The following is a 25,758-nucleotide window of genomic DNA, read 5'->3' on the forward strand; positions in this document are numbered from 1 at the left end:
ACCGCTTCCGTGTACGCATACGCTCATGAAGTGAAGCTCTTCTCGCATGAGGGCCAGCGCTCCTGCCACACGTAATTCAAAGGCATGCCCCGCACCTGGTCGCTGGCACCTCATCAGTTGCCTGCAACATCAAATTTCTATGCCTTTAACAATCGATGGCGGCACCGCCGAAGAGCACCCCAAGAGAATTGAAGAAGCTCAAGCCCGAACACCGGCATGGCTCCGTTTCCTGTTGCTTGGGTCTGTGGCGATGGCAAGTATTGCCACGCTGCGCTGGCTGCTCAAATACAGCCACTTCGGTATGGACATCCAAGACGAGAGCTTCTATTTGCTCTGGATGGCAAACCCCTATCTGTATGACGCATCCGTCAGTCAGTTCGGGTACCTGTACAACCCGCTATACCGCTTGCTGGACGGAAACGTCGCGGCCCTGCGGCAGGCCAATGTGCTTATTACCTTCGGCCTGGCGGTTGTGGCTGGTGGCGCGGTTCTGGGCATGGTCGAGCCCTCGAGGCGGTTGAGCCTGGTGCCTCGCACACTTCTGGCACTGGGCCTTGGGTGTGCCGCACTGGCTTTGTTCAGCACTTGGCTCGTCACCCCTAGCTACAACAGCCTGAATTTTCAAGCTCTACAGGTGGCTACCGCTGGTCTGGCTTGGAGCTGCTCTGATCGGGCATCCACCCGGTTTTATGGCCACGTCTGGGTGGGCATGGGAGGCTGGCTTGCCTTCATGGCAAAACCAAGTACCGCCGTCGTCCTGGCCGTATTCGTGTTGCTGTTCTGGTTGTTGGCCAGGAAGCTGAGTCTACGGGGTCTGCTGGTTTCGATCGCCGCTGCGGCTTTGCTACTGATGGGCGGAGCGTGGTGGATTGACGGCTCGGTAAGCGGATTCGTTCACCGGTTCAGCGCAGGGCTGGAGATGTCAAGGCTGATGGGCGCTGGACATACGGCCTCGAACATGTTTCGCCTGGACGGCTTCAAGCTCCCTGCCAGGGAGCAGAACATTTTCCTATTGATCGGAGCGCTGACCTTTGCGAGCACCACGCTGCTCCACTGCAAGCGCAACATCGCAAGGTTACCGGGTGTGGCCATGGTCGGCGGCATGGGCTTGTTCGTGATTCTGTCGTCCGCCGGGATCAACAGCACAGACCTCAAACTCGGCAGGTTTCACAACATGTTGTTTCTCTGCGTTCCAATCGGGGCGCTGTGCGCTGCAGTGGCTTGTTGGATGCTGAGGCGAGGCGGTCCCATACAGACCCCACCTCATGTGCTGCTCCCTGTTTTGGCCTTTCCGTTATTGACCTATGCCTTCTCCTTCGGCACCAATGGCAATTATTGGTTGGTGAGTGGCTTTGCCGCTTTTTTTTGGATTTTGCCTGTGCTGGTGCTGGCACCGGCCATCGAGAACCGAGACCCCATGCTCAGCCTTGCGCCGCTGGTGCTGGCAGCACAGGTGGTCACGGTACTTGTGCTGGGCAACGGCATGGAAAGACCTTACCGGCAAATGCAGCCATTGCGGCTCAACGATCAAGCGGTTGACTTCGGCAAGCCAGATTCAACGTTGATGCTCTCCCGCCCTTCCGCCGACTACATTGATGCGGCCACCCGTGCGGCAAAGGCTGCGGGCCTGCAGCCTGGCACGCCCTTGATTGACATGAGCGGTCAGTCGCCCGGTATCGTCTACGCGCTGCAGGCCGAAAGCCCGGGCCTGGCCTGGCTGATTGGTGGCCTGCCGGGCAGCGCCCGATTGGTCACATTCGCACTCGGCTCAGTACCCTGCGAAAGGCTCGCGATGGCCTGGGTGCTTGCTGACCCTGGGGCACCGCGCAACCTGCCAGGGGAAGTGCTGGCCGCATTTGGTGCCGACCTTGCCGGGGACTACCATGAAGCGGGCGCATGGATGACGCCGCCAGGCCCGGCACGCAACCTGGAACCCCGACGCCAGACGCTGCTCAAGCCCGCGCGCGATCCACTGCAAGCCCAGCAAGCCTGTGAGTCCGTTCGAAACGAAGGTGTCCGTTGAAAAAAGTAGCCATCCTGCAGTCGAACTACATTCCCTGGAAAGGCTATTTCGACCTGATCGCCTCCGTGGACGAGTTCATTCTGTATGACGACATGCAGTACACCCGGCGCGACTGGCGCAACCGCAATCAGATCAAGACGCCACAAGGCTTGCAGTGGCTCACCGTGCCCGTGCAGGTCAAGGGCAAATACCACCAGAAGATTCGCGAAACCGAGATCGACGGCACCGACTGGGCACAAGCGCACTGGAAAGCCCTAGCGCAAAACTACCGGCGCGCGCCCCATTTCCAGGCCATTGCAGACTGGCTGGAGCCCCTGTACATCAAACAGAAGCAGCACAACCTGTCCCAACTCAACCGAGGCCTGATCGAGGCCGTGTGCCACTACCTGGGCATCAAGACCACCCTGCGCAATTCATGGGACTACACCCTGGAGGAAGGCAAGACAGAACGCCTGGCGAGTCTGTGTCAACAAGCCGGCGGCCAGGAATACGTGTCTGGCCCCGCTGCCAGGGACTACATCGTGGAAAAAGTGTTTCAGGACATGGGCATCCGCCTGACCTGGTTTGAATACAGTGGCTACCCCGAATACCCCCAGCTCTGGGGGCCGTTCGCGCACAACGTCAGCATCCTCGATCTGCTGTTCAACTGCGGCCCTGAGGCCCCTCGCCATATGAAGTACGTCCGGCCATGAAGCTGTCCATCGTTGCGACCCTCTACAAGTCGGCGCCACATCTGGCGGAATTTCATGCGCGCGCCAGCAAGGCCGCAAGCTTGCTCGCGGGCGACGACTACGAGATCGTACTGGTCAACGACGGCTCGCCCGACAACAGTCTTGAAATTGCAGTGGCCCTCACCCAGAGCGATCCGCACACCGTTGTGGTGGACCTTTCGCGCAACTTCGGGCACCACAAGGCCATGATGACCGGCCTGGCTCATTCCAGAGGCGAGCGCGTTTTTCTGATTGACAGTGATCTGGAGGAGGAGCCTGAGTGGCTCGCGGATTTTTCGGGGGACATGCGACGGACTGGCTGCGACGTCGTCTACGGCGTCCAGCAGAGGCGACGCGGTGGTCTGCTGGAGGCAAGCACAGGGCGACTTTTCTACAAACTGTTCCGCGCCCTTACCGGCATCAACCAGCCTGACAACATCGTCACCGCGCGTCTGATGACGAGACGCTACGTGAACGCTTTGCTGCAGCATCAAGAGCGGGAGTTGAACATAGGGGGACTGTGGGTGATCACCGGTTTCCAGCAGTTGCAGCGGGTCGTCCAGAAGCACTCAACCAGTCCAACGACCTACACCGTTGCGGCGAAATTCAGCCACTTGGTCAACGCAGTCACTTCCTTCAGCAGCCTTCCGCTGGTCACGACGTTTTACGCTGGTTTGCTGATCTCGGTGTCCGCTGCCGGGTTCATTGCCTTTCTCACACTGCGCTACTTTTTCATTGCTGCGCCTCCGGATGGCTATACCTCCCTCATTGCGTCCATTTGGCTCTTCTCGGGCCTGATCATTCTCTTTCTGGGCGTTCAGGGAATCTACATTGCGAAGGTGTTCGCGGAAGTCAAGCAACGTCCCTACACCATCGTCCGTGATGTGTACGGCATCGAGAAAAACGATCGGAGCCCCACATGAACCGCTCCCTGAGACAGCCGCCAGTCACGTCATACGGCGTCACTCAGCGGGATGCGACGGCCTCCGCTATCGAAGAAGCCGTTGAGCAGGTGCGCCGACTGGGGTTTGCAACGCTCGACGCGGGTTTCGGAGCCGACGAAATCGATGAAATCTCGAAAGCATTCAATACCGTTCATGCCCGCTACGTGCATGAATGGGGAGCGGAGCGCCTCAAGGCGCTGGACGAGCTCCACACCATCAGAGCGCTTGTGACTCAGGGGCATCAAGTCTTTCGCAGACTTGCGCTGAACCGAAATCTCATCGCAGCGTTGCAACAGCTCATCGTGGGCAAATTTGTTCTCAACCAGCAGAACGGCATCATCAATCCACCCGGAGAGACCTACAACCAAGCCGCATGGCATCGAGACTTGCCCTACCAGCATTTCATCTCAAGCACCCCGCTGGCCATCAACGCGCTTTACTGCGTCGACGATTTCACCCAGGAGAATGGCGCGACCTTCGTGCTGCCCGCCTCCCACAAGACCTCGGCCTTTCCCACGCAGACATACATTGACCGAAATGCCATCCAGATCGAGGCCAGGGCCGGACACTACATCCTGCTGGACTGCATGATGTTTCACAGTGGCGGACGCAATGAAAGCGCACAGACACGAAGAGCCGTCAACCATGTCTACAACATCCCCTATTTCAAGCAGCAAATCAACATCCCCCGAAATCTCAAAGCCGAAGACTTGTCAGAGGAAGAGAAAGCCATCTTCGGCTTTTGCTATCAGGAGCCGGACTCAGTAGACGCTTACCTCGCCTCGCGCGAGCCTAAGAATCGTTGAAGACTGGAGCACCCCGCATGAACGCCTCCGTCACGCTGCCGCCGGGCACACAACTGCAATTGATGTATCTGGCGGAACGCCTCAAGACTTCCCGCCCAGGACACTTCGTCGAAGTTGGTCCAGGAAACGGTGACATTGCGCGGTTGCTGCTCGATCTCGGATGGACCGGGCACTCGATGGATCTGGAGCCCCTCACTGTGCAACGGCTTCATTCGCGATTCGCTGATGAAATTGCGGCAGGGAAATACCAGGCCACCGTGGGTGACTATGTCGCGACACCTCCTACCGGACTTGCAGACCTCGTCATTTCCTGCATGGTCATGGAACATCTGGACAACGACGCGGAGTCGGCCTTCATGCAGCGTTCTGCACAATGGCTGAAACCACAAGGCCTGATGATCGGACTGGTTCCAGGCTCTCCAGCGCATTGGGGCATCGAGGACGACATTGCCGGTCATTGCAGGCGGTACACCCGGCCAGCGGTTACGGAACTCGCCAACAAGACGGGCTGGGCAGTCGATCACCTTGCTGGCCTGACCTACCCCCTCTCGAACATGCTGCTTTCGTTGTCTAACTACCTTGTCCGCAAAAGTGAGGCGGAAAAGTTGCGCCTCTCTGAACTGGAAAAAACAAAACAATCCGGACGTCGAAATGTCAAATACAAAACCCACCTGCCTTCGACGCTTGGATGGTTTGTCAATCGATATACGCTTTTTCCTGTTTATCTGGTGCAGAAGCTCTTTCGGCATTCAGAGAGCGCTCTGGTCCTGTATTTTGAGGCCCGTCCGTTGAAGGCGATGAACAATCAATGAGCGCAATCAAACCATCTTGAGTCACACGCATGCACAGCAACAAGACAAAGCTGCTCGACGAAGTTGCGGCTTACTACACAGAAAAACTGGCCGAACACGGAGAAACGCCTCGCGGTGTTGACTGGAACGGTGAAGAGAGTCAAACAGTCAGGTTTGAGCAGTTATGCAAGATCATTGATATCAATGCCTCTGGCTTTTCCTTGAATGACTTGGGTTGTGGCTATGGCGCGCTTTTCAAATTCCTCTCCCATAAATACCGACAATTCTCATATTTGGGAGTAGACGTTTCCGAAGAAATGACGCACGCTGCCCAAGTACGACACGCTGCATCAGGCAATGCTCGGTTCATTACGGGATCGGAACCAGACGTTGTCAGTGACTATGGCTTGGCGAGTGGCATTTTTAATGTGCGCCTTGAGAGAACCGATACTGAATGGTATGAATATCTGAAAGAAACTCTCGATCAACTTGATCAATCCAGTCGATTCGGTTTTTCTTTTAACTGCCTGACGTCATACTCCGACGAGGACAAGAAGCGCAACTACCTTTATTACGCCGACCCGTGTCGCTTGTTTGATTTTTGCAAGCGACACTACTCGAAGAATGTTGCATTGCTTCACGATTATGGACTTTACGAATTCACGATACTCGTCAGGAAGGGCTGAATGATGTGGCCGGTGTACGGAGTATTTGCCATTTCTTTGATTTTTTGTGCGGCCATGCTAGGGCTGGTACCGCGCATCAGCAGTGCAATGGACACATTTGCACGAGGGTCCGAGGCGCGGGTTTTCCCAAATAGCTCGCCGTACGAGTACAACAAGTTCGCAATCTTGCGGATTTTGTTCGGCATCGTGATTTTCGTGCGTGGTGTCCATGTCTGCCAGCTGTTGCTCCATTCAGAACTGACCATGGCGGTCGGCTTGTGGTCCATCGCCGAAACGCTTGCTGGAGCACTGCTCATTCTAGGTTTTCTTACTCAATGGGCTTTGGTGTTTCTGATCGGGGCAATGTGGCAATACGGTGACCTTGTCGTGGGCAAGGCCACTTTGGGCAATGACGTTGCGGCCATTCTTGGTTTGCTTCTTTTGATGGTGAACGCAGGCAGGTTTCTCTCTCTGGATGCGCTGCTCATCAAACGTGTCCCTGCCCTGCACTCGGTGCTGCTTTACTACAGGGGCTTGCCCAGTCGGGAAGGCATTTTCTACGCGAAGTTGGCGGCACTCACTTGCTACTGGGCCGTATGCATCTATTCCATCGCCATTCATTTGAACGAACCTGCCTGGACAGATGGCAGTGCGGGGCCCTTGCTGCTCAGCAACAACTTCATGTCGACTTGGCACGCGCAGTTCAGCACCTTGTTTTCCACCAGTCCACTGGCGGTTGCACTGGCCAAAGGATCGCTTTGGATGATGATGCTGTGGTACGCAGCGGTGCTTCCATTTGTTTTGTTGGGAGGTCTGTTCCGACAATACGTCATTGTTTGGGGGTGGCTGTTCTTTGCGCTGTCGATGTTTGCCCTCCAACTTGGCTATTTGGCAGAAATTGAAGTGCTGCTCTGGCTTGGGATTTTTTGGTCAATTGTCGGCATAGACCATAAAAAGCGTCTGGATGTGCTTTATGACGATCGCTGCAATCTCTGCGATCGAACCGTTCAGGCCGTTACCCTGCTGGACATTTTTGGCCGCATCCGGCTCAGACCACTTTCTCAGAACAAGCCATTGCTGGATGAAATTGGCTTGGATGTGCGCCAGGCACTGACGGATCTTTACGGTGTTCGTGAAAACGATCGCAAGCTGTACAAAGGTTACGATTTTTATATTCAACTGAGCAAGACGCTGGTATTGCTTTGGCCAGTGGTCCCCTTTCTTTTGTTGGGGAAGGCTTTGGCTGTGGGCCCTGCTGTGTACCGTTTCATCGCCGCCCGGCGCACCCGACTGTTCGGCGTATGTGAGCTGCCACGGCAAAAATTCCAGCTCGCGGAGAACGCGGCGGTCACCCAGTCTCGAGTCCCCCACCTTTTAACCCTGCACGTTTTTCTGCTCTTGTTGCCATTCTTTTTGTCGGTGCCGGCGCCTTACGTAGGTTGGAGTGGGATTCGCAACGTCGGTGCGCGGGCGGCGCACATATATGGCATCACGCCAATCAACGTCTTCAACAAGACCGATCTGCGAATGGCAGAAAACTGGTTTTTATTGAAGTCGATCGACTTCAACGAAACGGTTCCCCTGTTTGCAGAAGACGGTTCGCGCTTGTCAATGCATGCGTCTGACCGGGTTTATTTCGGCCACACGGTTCTTTTTCGTCGGAAAGTCATCGGCAGCGAAAGTTGCCAGTTTGAAAAGTGGGCGCGCGCGGTCGATTATTTAAGCCGCATTTATTTGCAAGAGCGGGGTGCAGAGGCGGGGCAATACACATTCAACTATCGGCAGATCTATCAGCCATTGGTTGCAGACACTGAAATTGCTATCAACAATTTTCCCTTGGTGGCTTCAAAGCAACTTTGCGAACACACCTACACCGTTAACTATCAAAAGTGAGAAGCCAGTGAAAAAGCTCGTGATTTTCGGCTCTGGCGATATAGCGCAGCTAGCCCACTTTTATTTCACCACTGACTCCAGTTATCAGGTTGTCGCCTTTACCGTCGATGCCGAATATCTGAAGAGTGATTGTTTCTGCAACCTGCCGGTGGTGCCCTTCAGCGCCTTGGTCGAACGCTACCCTCCTGCTGAATACGATTTATTCATTGCTCTGAGCTATTCCAAGATCAATGCGCTGCGCAAGGAAAAATTTATCGCGGCAAAAGCGTTGGGTTACTTTCTTGCGAGCTATGTCAGTTCGCGTGCCACCGTTCTCAACCAAGGCCAGATTGGGGAAAACTGTTTCATTTTTGAAGACAATACCGTTCAACCGTTCGTCACCATCGGCAATAACGTGACGCTGTGGAGCGGTAATCATATTGGGCATCATTCATCCATCAAAGACCATGTTTTCATCTCTTCCCACGTGGTCGTATCCGGTGGTGTGGAAGTGGGTGAACAGTGCTTTATTGGTGTGAACGCCACGCTGCGCGATCACATCAAGGTCGGTGAGCGCTGCGTGTTGGGAGCCGGCACGCTGTTGCTTTCCGATGCAGCGGCCGATGGCGTTTACGTCGGCGCAGCAACGGCCCGTTCGGCCATCCCCAGCAACAGGCTCAGAAAGATATGACGACGCACTGGCGCAAATTGGGATGCCTGTATTGCCCGCCTACCGAAGGGCGCCATGAAAAGCTGTTAACCCACGCGGCCAACCCCTTACCAGTACAGATACAAGGCGATCTTTACCGGATTTTTTACAGCGGACGTGACCATCGGAACCGATCTTCTGTGGGTGCCGTCGATATTGATATCGTGCGCCGTGAAGTGGTCAATGAACACCACTTGCCATGCTTTGTTCACGGTCAGCCAGGAAGCTATTTTTCCGACGGCGTCAGCATTGGAGGCTGTTACGAAGTCAATGGCGAGCGCTTCATGCTTTTCATGGGCTGGCAAAACCCTGCGGACGGGCATTGGCGGGGTGACATCGGCAGGCTTTCTGTCGGAGCGGATCTCGGTTTGACGCTGGCAGACGAGGTGCCCCTCCTCGCTAGCGACACCACGGACCCAATCAGCCTGTCCTATCCATGGGTGCTGTCCAACCCATCAGGTGGGTTCGACATGTGGTACGGGTCCACCCTGAATTGGGACGCTGGCAATGGCGAAATGCTGCATGTCATTCAGCATGCGAGTTCGTCGGATGGACACCGCTGGCAGCGCCTCGGGTTGGCCGTTCCATACCAGCTGGGCTGCGCGCAGGCCTTCTCTCGGCCAACCGTGGTGCGCGAGGGCGTGGCGCGGCTTTCGATGTGGTTTTCTTACCGAAGCGGCAGCGGGCAGGCATACCGCATTGGACGGGCAGTCAGCCAGGATGACGGAAAAACCTGGCAATTGGCACTGGACCGATCCGGGCTGGATGTGTCCCCGCACGGATGGGATTCCGAAATGATCGAATACCCCTTTGTATTCGACCATGCCGGCATGCGCTACATGCTCTACAACGGCAACGGCTACGGCAAAACAGGTTTCGGCCTTGCTGTGCTGGACGAGGCATGACCGAGACAACCGGGCCCACCGGCGAAACCGGCTCGGCCACCCAGCTCCTTCGCTTCATTGCGGTCGGCGCGGCCAGCAACATGGCAGGCTATTTGCTTTACCTGCTGATCACCCACCTGGGGGTGGCCCCCAAACTGGCCATGACCGTGTTGTACGCGGTGGGCGCGGTACTCGGATTCGTCGGCAACAGAAGCTACACGTTTGGCCATTCCAGCCAGCTTCTGAGCACCGGGGTGCGCTATATCATGACCCATGGCGTGGGCTACTTGCTGAACCTCTCTATTCAGTACATCGCAGTGGACCGCTTGGGCTACCCACACCAGTTGGCGCAGGCCATCGGGGTTTGTACCGTCGCTGCATTTCTCTTTGTCGCCTTCAAGTATTTTGTTTTTGTGAAACGCACATCCATAGCGGCGGAGAAACGGTGAAACGTTGTACTGCCTGCGGCACCACCCGCTCATCAGCCGAGGAGTACTGCTCTGCTTGCAGCTTCATACCCAAGGTGCGCGAAGGATTTGTCACCCATGCCCCTCAACTTATGCATGAGGGGGGCGGATTCGAAGCGGCCTATTTCCCTGTTCTTGCTGAGCTCGAAGCAGCCAATTTCTGGTTTCGCGCCCGGAATGAACTGATCCTCTGGGCTCTTCAAAGGTACTGCGGGGGCTTCAAGTCGTACCTGGAAATCGGCTGCGGAACGGGTTACGTGCTCTCTGGCGTGGCGCAGGGCTTTCCCAATGCAAACCTCACCGCCAGTGAAATCTTCACCAGCGGCCTGCAATTTGCCTCACAAAGGGTACCGCAAGCAACCCTGCTGCAAATGGATGCACGCGACATCCCTTACCGGGACGAATTCGACGTGGTGGGGGCGTTCGATGTGGTGGAGCACATCCAAGAGGACGAGGCGGTTCTGGCACAGGTTCACGCCGCCTTGAAGCCCGGAGGGCATCTGCTGTTGACAGTGCCTCAGCACCAGTGGCTGTGGAGTCCTTCGGACGACTATGCCCGGCACGAGCGCCGGTATTCCGCTGCCGAGTTGCAACGCAAAGTCGAGTCTGCGGGGTTCACGGTGCTTCGCAGCGGCTCTTTTGTCTCGCTGCTGCTTCCATTGATGCTGGTGTCACGCCTTGCCTCCAAGCGCAAAGCTTCCGTGTTTGATCCGCTGGACGAATTCAAGCTGCCTTTGTGGCTCAATGCGTCGCTCTATCGCCTGATGAAAATGGAAATCGGCCTGATCAAGCTGGGTGTCAATTTCCCTGCGGGCGGATCCAGATTCCTGGTCGCCCAAAAAGGCACGGTATCCACTGCAACGCCAAGCCGTTAAACCCCAATATTTCAAGAGCAAGCGGATGCAGCAGAACAGAATCCCGTTCAACCGGCCCCACATGACAGGCAAGGAAATCGAGTACATCGCCGAGGCTCATGCCGGCCACATGCTGGCCGGCGACGGGCCTTTCACCAAGCGCTGCCACGCCTGGCTGGAACAGCGAACCGGGTGCAGCAAAGCCCTGCTCACCCACTCCTGTACCGCCGCACTCGAGATGGCCGCCGTGTTGTTGGACATACAGCCGGGTGACGAAATCATCATGCCGTCGTACACCTTCGTGTCCACGGCCAATGCCTTCGTGCTGCGGGGCGGCGTGCCGGTGTTTGTGGACATCCGGGAAGACACGCTGAACATGGATGAACGCCTGATTGAGGCGGCCATCACGCCGCGCACCCGTGCCATTGCACCCGTTCACTACGCCGGCATTGCGTGTGAAATGGACACCATCATGGATATTGCCCGCCGGCACGGACTTCAGGTGGTGGAAGATGCCGCCCAAGGGGTCATGTCGCGCTACAAGGGGCGAGCCCTCGGGAGCATTGGCGACTTTGGCGCCTTCAGTTTTCACGAAACCAAGAACGTGATCTCGGGCGAAGGTGGGGCGCTTCTGGTAAACGCGCCGGCCCAGGCCCTGCGGGCGGAAATCATTCGCGAAAAGGGCACGGACCGCACTCGGTTCTTCCGAAACGAAGTGGACAAATACACATGGCAGGAAGTGGGATCGTCATTCCTGCCAGGGGAACTGATCGCGGCCTTCCTGTGGGCACAACTGGAAGAGGCGCAGTCCATCACCATCGACCGCATGGCCAGCTGGAATCGCTACCACCAAGCCCTGGCGCCTTTGGAAACGCAGGGCTTGCTGCGCCGACCAGTGGTGCCGGAGACCTGCCAGCACAATGCCCATATGTACTACGTTCTGCTCGCGCCCGGGGTGCACCGGCAGGCGGTGCTGTCGTGTCTGAGAGAGAACGAGATTTCGTCGGTGTTTCACTATGTCCCGCTCCACTCATCACCCGGAGGTCTGCGGTATGGGCGTGTGCACGGATCCATGCAATTCACCGATGCACAGTCGGCCCGCCTGATCCGTCTGCCACTCTGGGTGGGTCTGACGCCAGAGCAACAGGATCGCGTCGTGAACGCACTCACAGAGGCTTTGACATGACCCCTCTGCTCTCCCTCATCGGCACCCGCCTGCCCCTGGTGCAGGCGCCCATGGCCGGATCGCAAGGCGCGGCCCTGACCGTGGCGGTGTGCAACGCCGGTGGCCTGGGCTCGTTGCCCTGCGCCATGCTGACACCCGAGACCCTGGCCGCAGAGCTGGCAACAATCACCGCCGGCACCAGCGCGCCCTACAACGTCAATTTCTTCTGCCATCTAGCGCCCGAACCCGACGCGCAGCGCGAAGCCCTCTGGCGCTCCGCGCTGGCGCCGCTTTATGCCGAAGCTGGCCTCGACATCAACGCCGTACCGAGCGGTGCCGGGCGAGCGGCCTTCAGCCACGCCATGGCAGACGCCCTCGAGCCGTTCCGACCGCCCGTGGTCAGCTTTCACTTCGGCTTGCCCGCGCCCGATCTGCTGGCACGCGTGAAGGGCTGGGGCAGCGTGGTGCTGTCTTCGGCCACCACCGTCGCTGAGGGCCAGTGGCTGGAAGCGCATGGGGCAGATGCGGTGGTTGCCCAGGGCGTTGAAGCCGGCGGACATCGGGGCATGTTCCTGAACGAGGACATCACGACCCAGGTGGGCACGTTTGCGCTGGTGCCGCAGCTGACGGCTGTGCTGAAGGTGCCGGTGATCGCCGCTGGCGGCATTGCCGACGCAGCCGGCGTGCGCGCCGCGATGGCGCTGGGTGCCTCAGGTGTGCAAGTGGGTACCGTCTACCTCTGCTGCCCGGAAGCCACCACCAGCCAGGTGCACCGCGCCGCGCTGCTCAGCGAGGCGAGCAGCCACACCGCGCTGACGCGTCTGTTCACAGGGCGTCCCGCGCGCGGCATCGTCAACCGCCTGATGCGGGAACTGGGTCCATTGAACCCGGCCGCCCCGGCCTTTCCGCTGGCCACAGCGGCCATTGCGCCGCTGCGCGCGCACTGGGAGGCCCAAGGACGTGGGGATTGTTCGCCACTGTGGGCCGGGCAGAACACGCGTGGCTGCCGGGTGGCCCCGGCGGCGGACATCACCCTGGCTCTGTCGGAAGGCTTTGCCGACCTGGCATAGCGCCGGTCAGTGGGTTCCCAATCTTCAATCGGGCGTTTCGAACGATGCCTGATCGTTCAACCAGCGCTTGAGGCCCGCAGTGGTCTGCACCCGCTCCAGATCACGCGCCAGCCCGGCCACGGTCGCTTCCAGCGCGCTCACGTCGCGCAGCAGATGCTGCTTGAGCGTGTTCGGGTTGGGCACCTGCCCGGTCGGCAGGTCAAACTCATCGGCCAGGCGCTGCTGGCGCGCGGCACGTTCACGCTCCAGATCGGCCACCTGCTGTTTCAACAACAGGGTCAGGGCCGCCAACCGGTCATCGGTGAGGCGCGACACCGCGTGCGGCTCGGCCAGCTCGGTCTGCACCTGCAGGCGCATCAGAGCGACCAAGTCCTTGCGTCCGTAGGCGGCATTGGCCGCACTCATCAGTGCCGTCTTGCGCAGGCGCTGTTCGGGGTCGGGCTCGCGGTCCGGGTGCAAGGCACTCGCCAGCTGGCGAAACAGGTTGCGCAGCGTGGTGTCGGCGTCGGCCTGCCGGGCCTGCTGCTGCACCTGTTGCCCGGCAGGCGCCTTCTTCGCCTTGCGGGCCTGCGCCTTGGCGCGGCGGCGCGCCTGCTCGTCGTCGTCGGCCTGGCGCAAACGTGCCATGCCGGCGCGCAACAGGGCTTCTGCAGACGCCTCTTTGCCCAGATCGTCCAGCGGCGCCCCCAAGGCTTCTTCCAGCCGCGCCCGCAAGGCATCGGCCGCGGCTTGTTTCTTCTGAGCCAAGGTGCGCGGGCTGTGACGGTCGTGCAGCGCGGCCATTTCGCGGTCGCCTTCGTCGGCCAGCGTTTGCGCCAGGTGACACAGCATCGCCGACGCGCGCTCGCGTTGCAGCCGGCTCAGTGCCTTGTCAGTCATTTGAGCGGCCAGAGCATGCACCAGCTCGCGCATGCGTTCCCGCCGCTGCAGTTCCAGCGGGTGCACCCACTGCCGCAGGTCACTGCGGTGGGTCTGCCCCAGGGCTTCGAGCTCCGCGAGCTGCGACTGCAGTTTTTCGATGCGCTTGAGTTGCAAGTGGTAGGCCCGGGCCGCCGGCGACAAAGCCTGTGCTTCGGGCGGCAAGGCGCTCAGCGCAGAGGCACCGGGGCGGGCATGGTCGGGTGATCGGGTCAAGGGGATGGAGTGAATGTCGGGGCGGGCAGTCTGGCGCCGAGTGCCCGGTGGGTCTCGACTATATTGCCCCCTGCACATGGCCAAAGACAAAACTCAATACACCTGCAGCGAATGCGGCGGCAACAGCCCCAAATGGCTGGGCAAATGCCCGCATTGCAACGCCTGGAACACCCTGATCGAGTCGGTGGCGGAATCTACCGCCCCGACCAAAAACCGCTTCGCCTCGCTGGCGAAAACGGCCGAGGTCACCACCCTCGGCGACATCGATGCCACCGACGTGGAGCGCACGCCCACCGGCCATGACGAACTGGACCGCGTGCTGGGCGGTGGCATCGTCGAAGGCGGCGTGGTGCTTATCGGGGGGGACCCGGGCATCGGCAAGTCGACCTTGTTGCTGCAAGCCCTGGATTCGTTGCAAAGAGCTGGTCAAAAGACGCTCTACGTCACCGGGGAGGAGTCAGGCGCCCAGGTCGCGCTGCGCTCACGCAGGCTCGGACTGGACAGTTCGGAGGTCAGCGTGCTGGCCGAAATCCAGCTGGAAAAGATCCTGGCCACGCTGGACCACGTGAAGCCCGCCATCGCCGTGATCGACTCGATCCAGACGGTGTACTCCGAGCAGCTCACCAGCGCGCCCGGTTCGGTGGCCCAGGTGCGCGAATGCGCGGCCCACCTCACGCGCGCGGCCAAGGCCAGCGGCACGGCCATCGTGCTGGTGGGCCACGTGACCAAGGAAGGCGCGCTCGCCGGCCCGCGCGTGCTCGAACACATGGTGGACACGGTGCTGTATTTCGAGGGCGACACGCACAGCAGCTTCCGCCTCATTCGCGCCATCAAGAACCGCTTTGGCGCGGTCAACGAAATCGGCGTGTTCGCGATGACGGAAAAGGGCCTCAAGGGCGTGAGCAACCCCAGCGCCATCTTCCTCAGCCAGCACAGCGAGCCGGTGCCCGGCAGCTGCGTGATGGTCACGCTCGAAGGTACGCGGCCCATGCTGGTGGAGATCCAGGCGCTGGTGGACAGCGGCGGCCCCAGCCCGCGCCGCCTGAGCGTGGGCCTGGACCGCGACCGTCTGGCCATGCTGCTGGCGGTGCTGCACCGCCACGCCGGTGTGGCCTGCATGGACCAGGACGTGTTCGTCAACGCCGTGGGCGGTGTGCGCATCAGCGAACCCGCGGCCGACCTGGCGGTGATGCTGGCCATCACCAGCAGCCTGCGTGGCAAGGCCTTGCCCAAGGGCTTCATCGCCTTTGGCGAAGTGGGCCTGGCCGGCGAGGTGCGCCCTGCTCCGCGGGGTCAGGAACGCCTGAAGGAAGCCGCCAAGCTCGGCTTTTCGGTGGCGGTGGTGCCCAAGGCCAATGCGCCCAAAAAGAATGACAAGGCGTTCGAAGGTCTGACCATTCACCCGGTGGAACGCATTGAAGAAGCCATGAACCTGGTGCGCAACATCGGCTGATGCAGTGGCCGCCTGAACGACAATCGCCCGCAGGGTGGCCGTGCCTGCGGTCCCTCCACTGCACCACCCCTCCGACATGACCTTCAACCCCATCCTGCACGGCCTGCGTGGCCTGGCCGCCATGGCCGTGCTGCTTTACCACTGGCGGGGCACGTACCCTCGTGCCGCCATGGCTGGGCACCAGGTGCCCTTCCTGGGCACGGAATGGGACCTGTTCTTCTTCGTCAACGTCGGCTGGAACGGTGTGCACTGGTTTTTCGTGCTCTCGGGCTACCTGCTGGCGTCCAAGCTGCTGCAGAAACAGACCACGCTGGACGCGGCTGCCATCGGCCGTTTCTGGCAGAGGCGGGTATTGCGCATCTACCCTGCGGTGTGGGTGCAACTGACCCTGCTGCTGCCGTTTTCCTACATGGTCGGCCTGGCGCCCGAGTACCGCTGGCAGGCAGTGCTGGCCAACTACCTGCTCTGGCCGGATCCGCTGCCAGGCAGCGTGGGCTTTTACAACACGGTCTACTGGACACTGCCACTGGAGCTGACTTTCTACCTGCTGCTGCCCTTCATCGTGCTGCTGCAGCGCCGGCTGGGTTTCTGGACGGTGATGGGGCTGGCCATGGCCACCACGCTCACCTGGCGCTTCGGCATCATCTGGCTGAATGAAAACCAGGGGACCACCATCAGCATGATCCGCCTGCGCACCATCCTGCCGGGCATGCTGATGATCTTCATGGCCGGCTACGCCATCACCCGTTTTCCGCAGCACATCAGCGACCGCACCCGTTACGCCTTGCTGGCCTTAGGGCTGGCGCTCTACATCGGCTGGCACCAAGTCATGGTAGCCACACGCACCGAACTGCCGCGCACCCACTGGTTCATCATCACCTGGGAAATCGGGCTGGGTCTGCTGATCGCGTTGCTGGTGGCCCTGCTGCTCAAACCACTGAAGCCCTGGCGCTGGCTGGGCTCGCGACCCCTGGTGTGGCTGGGCGACATGAGCTTTGGCATCTACCTTTGGCACTGGCCTGTGCTGCGGCAGATGCGAAAGCTGATGCACGGCCCCTGGAACACGGTCGAAGGCAGCTGGCTGGCGTTGCTGATCTGCCTTGCCGTGACGCTCCCGCTGGCAGCCTTGAGCTACAGGTTCGTGGAGAAGCCCGTGCTTGACTGGATCGCAAGACGCCAACGCCCTACGCTCACGCCCGCTTGAATACACCCTTCCCAGCATGCTGAACCGACTCCGCCCCCTCCTCTTCCCCGCCCTGGCCGTGGCCATCGCCTACGCCGCCTGGCAGGCCTACGGGTGGAAGGGGCTGATCCTCGCAGCGCTGATGATCAGCTTCTGGTTGCTGCTGCATTTCACCAAACTCATGCGTCTGCTGCAGGCGGCGGCCAAACGCCCGATGGGCCATGTGCGCAATGCCAAGGTGCTGCACGGGAGCCTGAAGAAGGGCATGCCGCTGGTGGAAGTGGTGCGCCGCACCCTGAGCCTGGGGCTGCGACACAGCAAGCCGGAACACGACCCGGAAGTGCTGGAATGGGGCGACGAGAACGGGGACGCCGTGATCTGCACCTTTCTCAGGGGCCGCCTGCAGACGTTCGAGCTGCGGCTGGCGGAATCGGAAAAGACCGGCTCACCCACCGCCACCGCGGAACCCGAACACCCTCGAACGTAAAATCGCCTGCTATCGCCAGCGCTGGTGTCCTTCGGACGCGGCACCGCGAAATTCCCTTCAAGCCCCCTACTCCACCCCCACAAAGGCAAAGACAATGTCACCGATTCCTTCAATGTCAGACCGCGACGGCAAGATCTGGATGGACGGCCAGATGATCGACTGGCGCGACGCCAAGATCCACGTGCTGACCCACACCCTGCACTACGGCTGCGGCGCATTCGAAGGCGTGCGCGCCTACAAAACGGCCGACGGCGGCACAGCCATCTTCCGGCTGGAGGAACACACCGAGCGCCTGTTCAACAGTGCCAAGATTCTGCGCATGCAGATCCCGTTCACGAAGGAAGAAGTGAACGAAGCCCAGAGGGCCGTGGTGCGCGAGAACAAGCTGGAGAGCGCCTACATCCGCCCGCTCACCTGGATCGGCGACAAAAAACTCGGCGTTTCGCCCAAGGGCAACACCATCCACCTGATGGTTGCGGCCTGGACCTGGGGCGCCTACCTGGGTGACGAGGGCCTCAAGCGTGGCATTCGCGTGAAAACCAGCAGCTACACCCGCCACCACGTCAACATCACCATGACACAGGCCAAGGCGGTGAGCAACTACACCAACTCCATCCTGGCCAACATGGAAGTCACCGATGAAGGTTACGACGAAGCCCTGCTGCTCGACAGCTCCGGCTTCGTGAGCGAAGGCGCGGGAGAGAACATTTTCGTGATCAAGAACGGCGTGATCTACACCCCCGACCTGTCTGCCGGCGCCCTGAACGGCATCACGCGCAACACCGTGTTCCACATCGCCAAGGACCTGGGCCTGGACATCGTGCAAAAACGCATCACCCGTGACGAGGTCTACATCGCCGACGAAGCCTTCTTCACCGGCACCGCTGCCGAGGTCACGCCGATCCGCGAGCTCGACCGCATCGAGCTGGGTGCCGGCAGCCGCGGCCCCATCACCGAAAAAATCCAGAGCGCGTTCTTTGACATCGTCGGTGGACGCAACCCCAAATACGCCCACTGGCTGGCCAAGATCTGACCCCGATGTGCGGAGCACAAAAATGAAACCATCCGTTGTGGAACTCGCTGCCCTGGACCTCAACGCCCAGGGCGGGGTGTATTGCCCCAGTCCGAAGGCGGACATGAAAATCTGGAACACCCACCCCAAGGTCTACCTGGACGTGAGCAAGAACGGTGAAGCCCGCTGCCCCTACTGCGGCACGGTGTACCGTCTCAAGCCGGGTGAGTTGGTGTCGAACGGGCATTGATTGGGCCCACCCCCGCGCCGCGCTTCGCGCGTCACCCCCTCAAGGGGGCGATACCTTGGACCGGCAGAGCCGGATCCTCGGTATCTCTGGAATGAGGCACCTCGCTCCTGAAGCTGAGGCACACACCTGCAACGCTTTGCGCGACCGCTGCAAGTGGCCCGAGGCTGCGGCTTGCAACTCCTCCGCACCGCCTCCCGCGGGAATCTGCGATGAACCAAAAAAAAGCCACCTTGCGGTGGCTTTTGAAAGTCCTTGGAAGGACGTCGTTGGGAGACCAGTTTCAAACGATCGTTTGCAAAAAAGTTTGCTGACCTCGAATTGAAGTTCGTTGTGACAGCAACTGGGTTGAATTGTCGATCGTGGCCCGCATCAGGCACATCCCCTATTTGGGGGATGGCAGCCTGAAATCAGGGCAACGGAAGTCAGATCGGCAACTCGACCACGAATCGGGCGCCACCGCCCTCGCGACCTTCGCAACGGATCTGGCCACCGTGGCGTTCCACGATGGTCTTGACCAGGGACAGCCCCAAGCCCACGCCGCCCTCACGCTCGCTGGCGCCGGGCAAACGGTAAAAAGGTTCAAAGATGCGCTCGCGCTGGTCGGGTGGTACGCCTGGGCCGCGGTCCTCCACGGTCACCACCGCCATCGATCCCCTGGCCACAAGGTTTTTCCCCGCGCGCTTGCCAGCCGGCGCCATGGGCGCTATCGCCATGTGCAGGCGCACCTCGGCTGGGTCGTCGCCCGCTCCAGCCGTGCCGTAGCGCCGCGCATTCTCCAGCAGGTTGCGCAGCACCCGGCGCAGCAGGCGGGCGTGGCCCTGCACCAGCACCGATGTGGCGCCCGGCTCCACATCCAGATCGGCGCCGGTGCGTGCGCATTCCTCTGCGGCCAGGCCCATCAGATCCACTTCTTCCTTCGGGCCCAGCGCAGAGGCATCGCTGGCGTCCCGCATGTCGAGGCGGCTGGCCAGCAGGATTTCGTCGATCAGTTGATCCAGTTCTTCAATGCTGCGCGAGATCTCGCTGCGTTGGCCGGCGGTCGCGCTGTCGCGACTCAGCAGTTCGAGCCCCATGCGGATGCGGGCCAGCGGTGAACGCAACTCGTGCGAGGCATTGGCCAGCAGGGTCTTGTGAGACTGCAGCAAGGTTTGCACACGCTCGGCAGCGGCATTGAACCTGGCAGCGAGAAAGGCCACCTCGTCCTCCCCCTGCACCGGCAAGCGCGTGGAGAGGTCGCCACTGCCCCAGCGCTCCACACCCTTCTGCAGCGATTCGAGGCGCTTGGTCAGCCGGCGCACGATGGGGTATGCCCCCAGCGCCACCGACAAAGCCACCAGACCCAGCATCCAGGCAAAACCAGCGGGCGATGTCAACCAAGCCGAAGCACTCCGGTTCCGGCGGCTGTTGCCCGTTCGGCCTTCTCTGCGCGGAAACTGCACGTAGAGCGTCGTGCCGTCCTTCATCGCCACCTGAAACTCCAGCCCCTGTCCCGGTACGCGCACCGCCGATGCGGGCGACTGTCCCAGGATCGCGCCGCCGCCATCGCGCAACACGATCATGCGATCGACCCGGTTCTCGTTCTGTTCGCGCTCCTGGTCCAGCGCCATCTGCCACAGCCACCCCACCACCAGTGTGATCACAGCAACCACACCGACCACCGCCAGCCAGATGCGCAGGTACAAACGTTGTCCAAGCAGTCCATTCATATATCAGATGATCCAAAAACTCACTGAGGCTGCTCCACCACGAAAATCACAAAGAGAGAAATCGAGATCACTCTGCCGGAGCGAGGCACATAGTCCAGAAATGCCGTGGAACTGGCTCCGCCAGGCCACAGGCATTGCCCCCCTTGGGGGGTGACGCGTCCAAGGGCGCGGTGCGGGGGGGAACCACATCCTTCGGCGCGGGCGGAGCCTAATCCTGCTGCTTGGCGAACACATAGCCGACGCCACGCACGGTCAGGATGCGCTTGGGGTCTTTGCTGTCGGCCTCGATGGCGTTGCGGATGCGGCCAATGTGCACGTCGATCGACCGGTCAAACGCCTCCAGCTCGCGACCGCGCACGGCCTCCATGATCTGGTCGCGCGTGAGAACACGGCCTGACCGCTCGGCCAAGGCCACGAGCAGATCGAACTGGTAGGAAGTGAGTTCGCACGGCTGCCCGTTGACTTGAACGGTGCGGGCGTCGCGGTCGATCTCCAGCGAGCCGAAGCGCAGTGGCTGCGATTCGCGCACCACGCCTGAAGCACTGTTGTCGCCCCGGCGGCGCATCACGGCGCGCACGCGCGCCAGCAGTTCACGTGGCTCAAACGGCTTGGGCACGTAGTCGTCGGCACCGATTTCAAGCCCGATGATGCGGTCCATCGGGTCGCCCTTGGCGGTGAGCATGATCACCGGCACGCGCGCCATGTCGCCCTGCATGGAGCGGATGCGTCGACACACCTCAAGCCCGTCCATGCCCGGCATCATCAGGTCAAGAATGACCAGCTCAGGCTGCAGGATCTGCAGCTGCTCCAGACCGGTCTCTCCGTCGACAGCGTGGGTGACCTTGAAGCCGGACTGGCCAAGGTATTCCACCACCATCGACGCGAGTCGGCCGTCGTCTTCAATCATCAGCAATTGGGATGTCATGGATTCAGTGTAGCGGGGTCTTTCACACCCGTCATGGTGAGGAAAAGAGGTGAAGCTCCTGTGTGTCTCGCGTAAAGTTCGGTGAATGTTGAATCCTTCACCCTACCCTGTTCCGTCACCGCTGCCGCCCCTGCCGGCCGACTCCTTCGACTCGCTGCTGAAAAAAGTCGCAGAGCGTCGCCCCGACGCGCCGGCATTGAGTTGGTGCGACCCCGCCGCAGACCCACAGGCGCCGGCATGGACGCACCTGAGCGGCCATCAACTGCAACAACGCGTGGGCGCCGTGGCGGCACTGCTGAAAGACCAGCACGGTGTGCAACCCGGCGACCGCGTGGCATGGCTGGGCCTGAACCACCCGGGGCAAATCATCCTGCTGTTTGCACTGGCCCGGCTGGAGGCAGTGTTCGTGCCGCTGAACCACCGCCTGTCACCACAGGAGTGGGCGGCCGTGATGGACGACTGCACGCCCACGGTTCTGGTGTGCGACGAGGCCCTGCAGGCCGCTGCTGGCGACCTGGTACCTCATTGCCGCATGGCCCCCACCTTGCTGGCCTCGCAGGCACTGGAAGATGCCGCTGATGCCCAGGTCGGGATCGACGCAGCACCCACCGCAGGCGTGCTGCAGACGCCACTGCTGCTGGTCTACACCTCGGGCACCACCGGCCGGCCCAAGGGCGCGGTCCACACCCAGGGCAATCTGCTCTCCAACATGGCCATTGCCGCGCAGGTGCAGGGCATGAAGCCGGACGACGTGGTGGCCACTGTCTTGCCCCTGTTCCACGTGGGCGGGCTGTGCATTCAGACGCTGCCCGCGTTGGCGGTGGGTGCCCAGGTGTTGCTGTTTGCCCGCTTTGACCCGGGTGCCACCTTGCGCTGCATCGAAACGCAGCGTCCCACCCTCACCTTGCAGGTACCCGCCACATTGCAGGCACTGATCGCTCACCCCCGCTGGGCAGAGACCGACCTGTCGAATCTGCGTGCGGTCTGGGCCGGCTCCAGCCTGTTGCCGCCGCAGCCTGTGCTGGCGTTTCAAGCGCGGGGCGTGCCCGTCTGCAACGTGTACGGCAGCACCGAAACCGGCCCGTTTTCCATCGCCCTGCCGCCCACCCACGCGCTCAGCCACGGTGGATCTTGCGGCTGGCCGGCGCCGGGTGTTGAAGTCAGCCTGCGCACGCCCCAGGGTGCGCAGGTGACGCCCGGCGAGGTGGGTGAGATCTGGGTGCGCGCGCCCAACGTGGTGGCTCGCTACTGGCCCGACCAGCCCGCCTGCGACGCCGAAGGCTTTTTCCACAGCGGCGATCTGGCGCAGCAGGCACCCGACGGCTGCCACACCGTGGTGGGGCGGGCCAAGGACATGATCATCTCGGGCGGCGAGAACATCTATCCCGCCGAGATCGAAAACCTGCTGGTGCAACACCCCTGGGTGTCCGAATGCGCCGTGGTGGGCATGCCGGACGCCCGCTGGGGGGAAACCGTGGTGGCTGTGGTGGTGCTTACCGCAGACGCCGCACAGGATGGTCCATGGGAGCCGCATTTGCAGGCCTTTCTGGACGGGCGTTTGGCGCGCTACAAGTGGCCGCGCCGCTGGCACCGCGTGGCGAGTCTGCCCAGGACCGCACTGGGCAAAGTGCAGAAGGCCGCTCTCAAGAGCCTGCTGGACGATCCGCCCGCCTGAAGCGCAAGGCGCTCACTCTTTGACCGGCACGTAGCGCATGGCCAGCCAGATCAGGAACAGCACCGGCACACCGAGGCAGGCGGTGGAGATGAAGAACGTGGGGTAATCAAACGCGTCAACAAAGGCCCCTGAATACCCGGCCAGCCACTTGGGCGCCAACAACATCATGGAACTGAACAGCGCGTACTGCGTGGCCGAATAGCTTACGTTGGTCAGGCTGGACAGGTAGGCAATGAACGCCGCCGACGCCACGCCTGCACTCAGGTTGTCCGCCGAGATCACGAAGATCAACGCCACCACATCGTGACCATGGCCAGCCAGCCAGGCGAACAGCAGGTTGCTGGCGGCCGACAGCACCGCACCCAGCATGAGCACGCGCATCACGCCCAGTTTGAGCGACAGCGCGCCCCCGATGAAGGCACCCACCAGCGTCATGATCACGCCGTAGATCTTGGTGACTGCGGCCACTTCGTCCTTGGTGTAGCCCATGTCCACATAGAAGGGGTTGGCCATGATGCCCATGACCACGTCGCTGATACGGTAGACCCCGATGAGCGCCAGGATCAGCAACGCCTGCTTGCCGTAGCGCTTCAGAAAATCGGCAAACGGCTCGACCAGCGCGCTGCGCAACCATTCGGCGGCATTGCGCGAAGGCGGCAGCACCACGTGAGCCGGTTCGCGAGAGAACAACACCGTGAGCACCCCCACCAGCATGGACGCCGCCATCACCAGATAGGCGGTGCTCCAGGCTGCCTGTTGGTAGAGCACGCCTGGGGCGGCACCCACCGCAGGCACCGCAGGCGCAACCTCCGAACGCGCGGCGATCCACAACACGCCGGCACCGGCCCAGATCATAGCCAGGCGGTAGCCGGTCTGGTAGGTGGCGGCCAGCGCACCCTGGTGGCGCACATCGGCCGACTCGATGCGGAACGCGTCCAATGCAATGTCCTGCGTGGCCGATGCAAAGGCCACGGCCAGTGCGCACCAGACCACCAGGGTGAGTCCGCTGCGCGGATCGACCAGCGCCATGCCCACCAGTGACACCATGATGGCCAGTTGCGACAACAGCAGCCAGCTGCGCCGACGCCCCATGGCGCGGGTGAGCAGGGGGATGGGCAGGCGGTCCACGAGCGGGGCCCAACACCACTTGAAACCATAGGCAAGGCCCACCCAGCTCAGGTAGCCAATGGTGGTTCGGTCCAATCCGGCTTCGCGCAAACGGAAGCTCAGCGTGCCCAGCACCAGCAACAGTGGCAGGCCCGCAGAGAAACCGAGCGCAAACATGCGCAAACTGGCCGGCTCCAGGTAGGCCTTCCACGTGTCGGCCCACGAGGGTCGCTCGGCGGGTGTGGAAGGCGTTTCGGAAGCAGGGCTGGCGGTCTGGTCGGGCATGTGCAGTGTTCGGGCAAAGCCGAAAGGCTTTGTCTATTATTGACGCATGTGTCTGCTCTGCGATCTCAAGTCTTCAGCGTCGCCCAACCAGGCCGATGGCTCCCGTTGGTCGTCCCGCCGTGCCTTCATGCTGGCCGGAGCGGCCGCCGCTGCCAGTACCAGCCTGCCCGCATCCGCGCAGGTGGACGTGGGCAAGGCGTCGTCGCTTCGCAAGCTGGTGCCTGCCGAAGAGCTTGAAGCAGCCGCCAGCCAGCAGTACGTGCAGGTGATGCAGGAAGCCCAGGGCAAACAGGTGCTGTTGCCCACAAGCCATCCGCAAGTCCAGCGCCTTCAGACCATTGCCCGGCGCATCATTCCGCACACGCCGGCCTGGAATCCTCGTGCCAGCGAATGGAAGTGGGCTGTGAACCTGATCCAGAGCGACCAGGTCAATGCCTTCTGCATGCCGGGCGGCAAGATCGCGTTCTACACAGGCATTCTCGACAAGCTGCAGCTCACCGACGACGAAACCGCCATGATCATGGGGCACGAAATGGCCCATGCGCTGCGCGAACATGCCCGTGAGCGCGTGGCCAAGAGTGGCGCCACCAACCTGGGTTTGCGTCTGGGCGCGCAGCTGCTCGGCCTGGGCGATCTCGGCGACCTCGCCGCCGGCATGGGCGCACAGCTGTTGACGCTCAGGTTCAGCCGCGAAGACGAGTCCGAAGCCGATCTGGTGGGTCTTGAGCTGGCTGCGCGCGCGGCGTACCAACCCCGCGCCAGCGTGAGCCTGTGGCAGAAGATGAGCACCGTCGGCGGGGGTGCCGGCATCGGCTTTCTGTCCACCCACCCCAGCGGCCCGAACCGCATCCGGCAACTGGAGGCGAACCTGCCGAAGGTGCAGGGGCTGTACGAGGCGGCCAAGCGGAGCTGAGCATTCAACCCTTCACATACGGATTGAGCCGCCGCTCCTCCCCAAACGAACTCTCCGGCCCATGCCCGGGAATGAACACCGTCTCATCCCCCATGGGCCACAGCCGCTCCTTGATGCTGCTGATGAGTTGGGCGTGATTGCCCTGCGGGAAATCGGTGCGGCCGATGCTGCCGGCGAACAGCACGTCGCCGACAAAGGCGCGTTGCGCTTCGGGTGAATGAAACACCACATGCCCTGGGGTGTGGCCTGGGCAGTGGCGCACGTTGAGCGTGCTGTGGCCGATCTGCACCGTGTCGCCGTCGGCCAGCCAGCGGGTGGGGGTGAAGTGGCCGGCGGGCGGGAAGCCGAACATGGCGCTTTGCTGGGGCAGGCCGTCGATCCAGAACTGGTCACCCGGGTGCGGGCCGATGATGGGCAGGTCAAGCTTGGCGGCCAGCTCGGCCGTGCCGCCGGCGTGGTCGATGTGGGCGTGGGTCAGCCAGATCGCCTTGAGGTTCAGCTGCAGCCGCTTGACCTCTGCCAGCAAGCGCTCCAGATCGCCGCCGGGGTCGATGATGGCGGCATCCTGGGTTTCGGCGCACCAGACGATGGAGCAGTTCTGGGCGAAGGGCGTGACGGGAACGGTTTGGTACTTCAGCATGTCTCGGGCAAGGTGGGGTGTGGGAAAG

Annotated in this window: 25 protein-coding genes; 20 read left to right on the forward strand and 5 right to left on the reverse strand. The window is 61.3% G+C overall.

Annotated elements, in window-relative coordinates:
* Window positions 1-139: 139 nt before the first annotated feature.
* From J2W49_RS22470 to J2W49_RS22530, 13 genes are read left to right on the forward strand one after another with little or no spacing between them, the layout of a single operon-like run.
* Window positions 140-2,023: a DUF2339 domain-containing protein gene (locus J2W49_RS22470; RefSeq protein WP_310321412.1), complete on the forward strand. Its 1,884-nt coding sequence runs from the start codon at window positions 140-142 to the stop codon at window positions 2,021-2,023.
* Window positions 2,020-2,715: a WbqC family protein gene (locus J2W49_RS22475; RefSeq protein ID WP_310321415.1), complete on the forward strand. Its 696-nt coding sequence runs from the start codon at window positions 2,020-2,022 to the stop codon at window positions 2,713-2,715. Before J2W49_RS22470 ends, J2W49_RS22475 begins: the two co-directional genes overlap by 4 nt.
* Window positions 2,712-3,656 (forward strand): glycosyltransferase family 2 protein, encoded by a 945-nt coding sequence (locus J2W49_RS22480; RefSeq protein WP_310321417.1) that lies wholly within the window; start codon window positions 2,712-2,714, stop codon window positions 3,654-3,656. The genes J2W49_RS22475 and J2W49_RS22480 overlap by 4 nt, the downstream gene beginning before the upstream one ends.
* Entirely contained in the window at window positions 3,653-4,483 is an 831-nt protein-coding gene (locus tag J2W49_RS22485; RefSeq protein WP_310321419.1) for a phytanoyl-CoA dioxygenase family protein, read from the forward strand. Before J2W49_RS22480 ends, J2W49_RS22485 begins: the two co-directional genes overlap by 4 nt.
* A 17-nt stretch (window positions 4,484-4,500) precedes the next feature.
* Window positions 4,501-5,295, forward strand: a complete 795-nt coding sequence (locus tag J2W49_RS22490) for a class I SAM-dependent methyltransferase (protein WP_310321421.1) — start codon at window positions 4,501-4,503, stop codon at window positions 5,293-5,295.
* 29 nt (window positions 5,296-5,324) lie between these two features.
* Window positions 5,325-5,960, forward strand: a complete 636-nt coding sequence (locus tag J2W49_RS22495; protein WP_310321423.1) for a class I SAM-dependent methyltransferase — start codon at window positions 5,325-5,327, stop codon at window positions 5,958-5,960.
* Window positions 5,961-7,832 (forward strand): DCC1-like thiol-disulfide oxidoreductase family protein, encoded by a 1,872-nt coding sequence (locus J2W49_RS22500; protein ID WP_310321425.1) that lies wholly within the window; start codon window positions 5,961-5,963, stop codon window positions 7,830-7,832.
* A gap of 7 nt (window positions 7,833-7,839) precedes the next feature.
* Window positions 7,840-8,502, forward strand: a complete 663-nt coding sequence (locus J2W49_RS22505; RefSeq protein ID WP_310321427.1) for an acetyltransferase — start codon at window positions 7,840-7,842, stop codon at window positions 8,500-8,502.
* A complete protein-coding gene (locus tag J2W49_RS22510; protein ID WP_310321430.1) occupies window positions 8,499-9,425 on the forward strand; it encodes a glycoside hydrolase family protein in 927 nt (308 codons plus the stop codon). The genes J2W49_RS22505 and J2W49_RS22510 overlap by 4 nt, the downstream gene beginning before the upstream one ends.
* A complete protein-coding gene (locus J2W49_RS22515; RefSeq protein WP_310321432.1) occupies window positions 9,422-9,853 on the forward strand; it encodes a GtrA family protein in 432 nt (143 codons plus the stop codon). The genes J2W49_RS22510 and J2W49_RS22515 overlap by 4 nt, the downstream gene beginning before the upstream one ends.
* Window positions 9,769-10,746: a class I SAM-dependent methyltransferase gene (locus J2W49_RS22520; protein ID WP_310321435.1), complete on the forward strand. Its 978-nt coding sequence runs from the start codon at window positions 9,769-9,771 to the stop codon at window positions 10,744-10,746. Before J2W49_RS22515 ends, J2W49_RS22520 begins: the two co-directional genes overlap by 85 nt.
* Before the next feature lie 25 nt (window positions 10,747-10,771).
* A complete protein-coding gene (rffA, locus tag J2W49_RS22525) occupies window positions 10,772-11,911 on the forward strand; it encodes a dTDP-4-amino-4,6-dideoxygalactose transaminase (protein WP_310321438.1) in 1,140 nt (379 codons plus the stop codon).
* Window positions 11,908-12,960, forward strand: coding sequence for an NAD(P)H-dependent flavin oxidoreductase (locus tag J2W49_RS22530; RefSeq protein WP_310321439.1), 1,053 nt, complete (start codon window positions 11,908-11,910; stop codon window positions 12,958-12,960). The genes rffA and J2W49_RS22530 overlap by 4 nt, the downstream gene beginning before the upstream one ends.
* A 24-nt stretch (window positions 12,961-12,984) precedes the next feature.
* Here the strand turns inward: J2W49_RS22530 and J2W49_RS22535 are convergent, their stop codons facing one another.
* Window positions 12,985-14,094: a hypothetical protein gene (locus tag J2W49_RS22535; protein ID WP_310321441.1), complete on the reverse strand. Its 1,110-nt coding sequence runs from the start codon at window positions 14,092-14,094 to the stop codon at window positions 12,985-12,987.
* Window positions 14,095-14,170: 76 nt separating this feature from the next.
* Between J2W49_RS22535 and radA the strand changes: the two genes are divergently transcribed.
* The 5 genes from radA to J2W49_RS22560 all read left to right on the forward strand — a co-directional run bounded on the left by radA (window position 14,171) and on the right by J2W49_RS22560 (window position 18,479).
* Complete coding sequence (radA, locus tag J2W49_RS22540) at window positions 14,171-15,547, forward strand: DNA repair protein RadA (protein WP_310321444.1); 1,377 nt, start codon at window positions 14,171-14,173, stop codon at window positions 15,545-15,547.
* 76 nt (window positions 15,548-15,623) lie between these two features.
* Complete coding sequence (locus tag J2W49_RS22545; RefSeq protein WP_310321446.1) at window positions 15,624-16,751, forward strand: acyltransferase family protein; 1,128 nt, start codon at window positions 15,624-15,626, stop codon at window positions 16,749-16,751.
* Between the two features lie 16 nt (window positions 16,752-16,767).
* On the forward strand, window positions 16,768-17,217 hold the full coding sequence (locus tag J2W49_RS22550) for a glycerate kinase (protein ID WP_310321448.1): 450 nt from the start codon (window positions 16,768-16,770) through the stop codon (window positions 17,215-17,217).
* A gap of 94 nt (window positions 17,218-17,311) precedes the next feature.
* Window positions 17,312-18,250: a branched-chain amino acid transaminase gene (locus tag J2W49_RS22555; protein ID WP_310321450.1), complete on the forward strand. Its 939-nt coding sequence runs from the start codon at window positions 17,312-17,314 to the stop codon at window positions 18,248-18,250.
* 22 nt (window positions 18,251-18,272) lie between these two features.
* Entirely contained in the window at window positions 18,273-18,479 is a 207-nt protein-coding gene (locus tag J2W49_RS22560; protein ID WP_310321454.1) for a zinc-finger domain-containing protein, read from the forward strand.
* 422 nt (window positions 18,480-18,901) lie between these two features.
* Here J2W49_RS22560 and J2W49_RS22565 read toward each other — a convergent pair whose 3' ends face one another.
* Both J2W49_RS22565 and J2W49_RS22570 read right to left on the reverse strand, forming a co-directional pair.
* Window positions 18,902-20,185, reverse strand: coding sequence for a sensor histidine kinase (locus J2W49_RS22565; RefSeq protein ID WP_310321456.1), 1,284 nt, complete (start codon window positions 20,183-20,185; stop codon window positions 18,902-18,904).
* Window positions 20,186-20,393: 208 nt separating this feature from the next.
* Entirely contained in the window at window positions 20,394-21,110 is a 717-nt protein-coding gene (locus J2W49_RS22570; protein WP_310321458.1) for a response regulator, read from the reverse strand.
* An 85-nt stretch (window positions 21,111-21,195) separates the two neighbouring features.
* Here J2W49_RS22570 and J2W49_RS22575 point away from each other — a divergent pair, with 85 nt between their 5' ends.
* Window positions 21,196-22,785, forward strand: a complete 1,590-nt coding sequence (locus J2W49_RS22575; protein WP_310321459.1) for a class I adenylate-forming enzyme family protein — start codon at window positions 21,196-21,198, stop codon at window positions 22,783-22,785.
* 12 nt (window positions 22,786-22,797) lie between these two features.
* On the opposite strand, the gene J2W49_RS22580 is transcribed toward J2W49_RS22575, so the two are convergent.
* Complete coding sequence (locus J2W49_RS22580; protein WP_310321461.1) at window positions 22,798-24,177, reverse strand: AmpG family muropeptide MFS transporter; 1,380 nt, start codon at window positions 24,175-24,177, stop codon at window positions 22,798-22,800.
* A gap of 46 nt (window positions 24,178-24,223) precedes the next feature.
* On the opposite strand from J2W49_RS22580, the gene J2W49_RS22585 reads away from it, so the two are divergent.
* Window positions 24,224-25,090: a M48 family metallopeptidase gene (locus tag J2W49_RS22585; RefSeq protein ID WP_310321464.1), complete on the forward strand. Its 867-nt coding sequence runs from the start codon at window positions 24,224-24,226 to the stop codon at window positions 25,088-25,090.
* Between the two features lie 4 nt (window positions 25,091-25,094).
* On the opposite strand, the gene J2W49_RS22590 is transcribed toward J2W49_RS22585, so the two are convergent.
* Window positions 25,095-25,730: an MBL fold metallo-hydrolase gene (locus tag J2W49_RS22590; protein ID WP_310321468.1), complete on the reverse strand. Its 636-nt coding sequence runs from the start codon at window positions 25,728-25,730 to the stop codon at window positions 25,095-25,097.
* Window positions 25,731-25,758 lie beyond the last annotated feature (28 nt).

Source organism: Hydrogenophaga palleronii (assembly GCF_031457455.1).
GTDB lineage: Bacteria > Pseudomonadota > Gammaproteobacteria > Burkholderiales > Burkholderiaceae_C > Hydrogenophaga > Hydrogenophaga palleronii_A.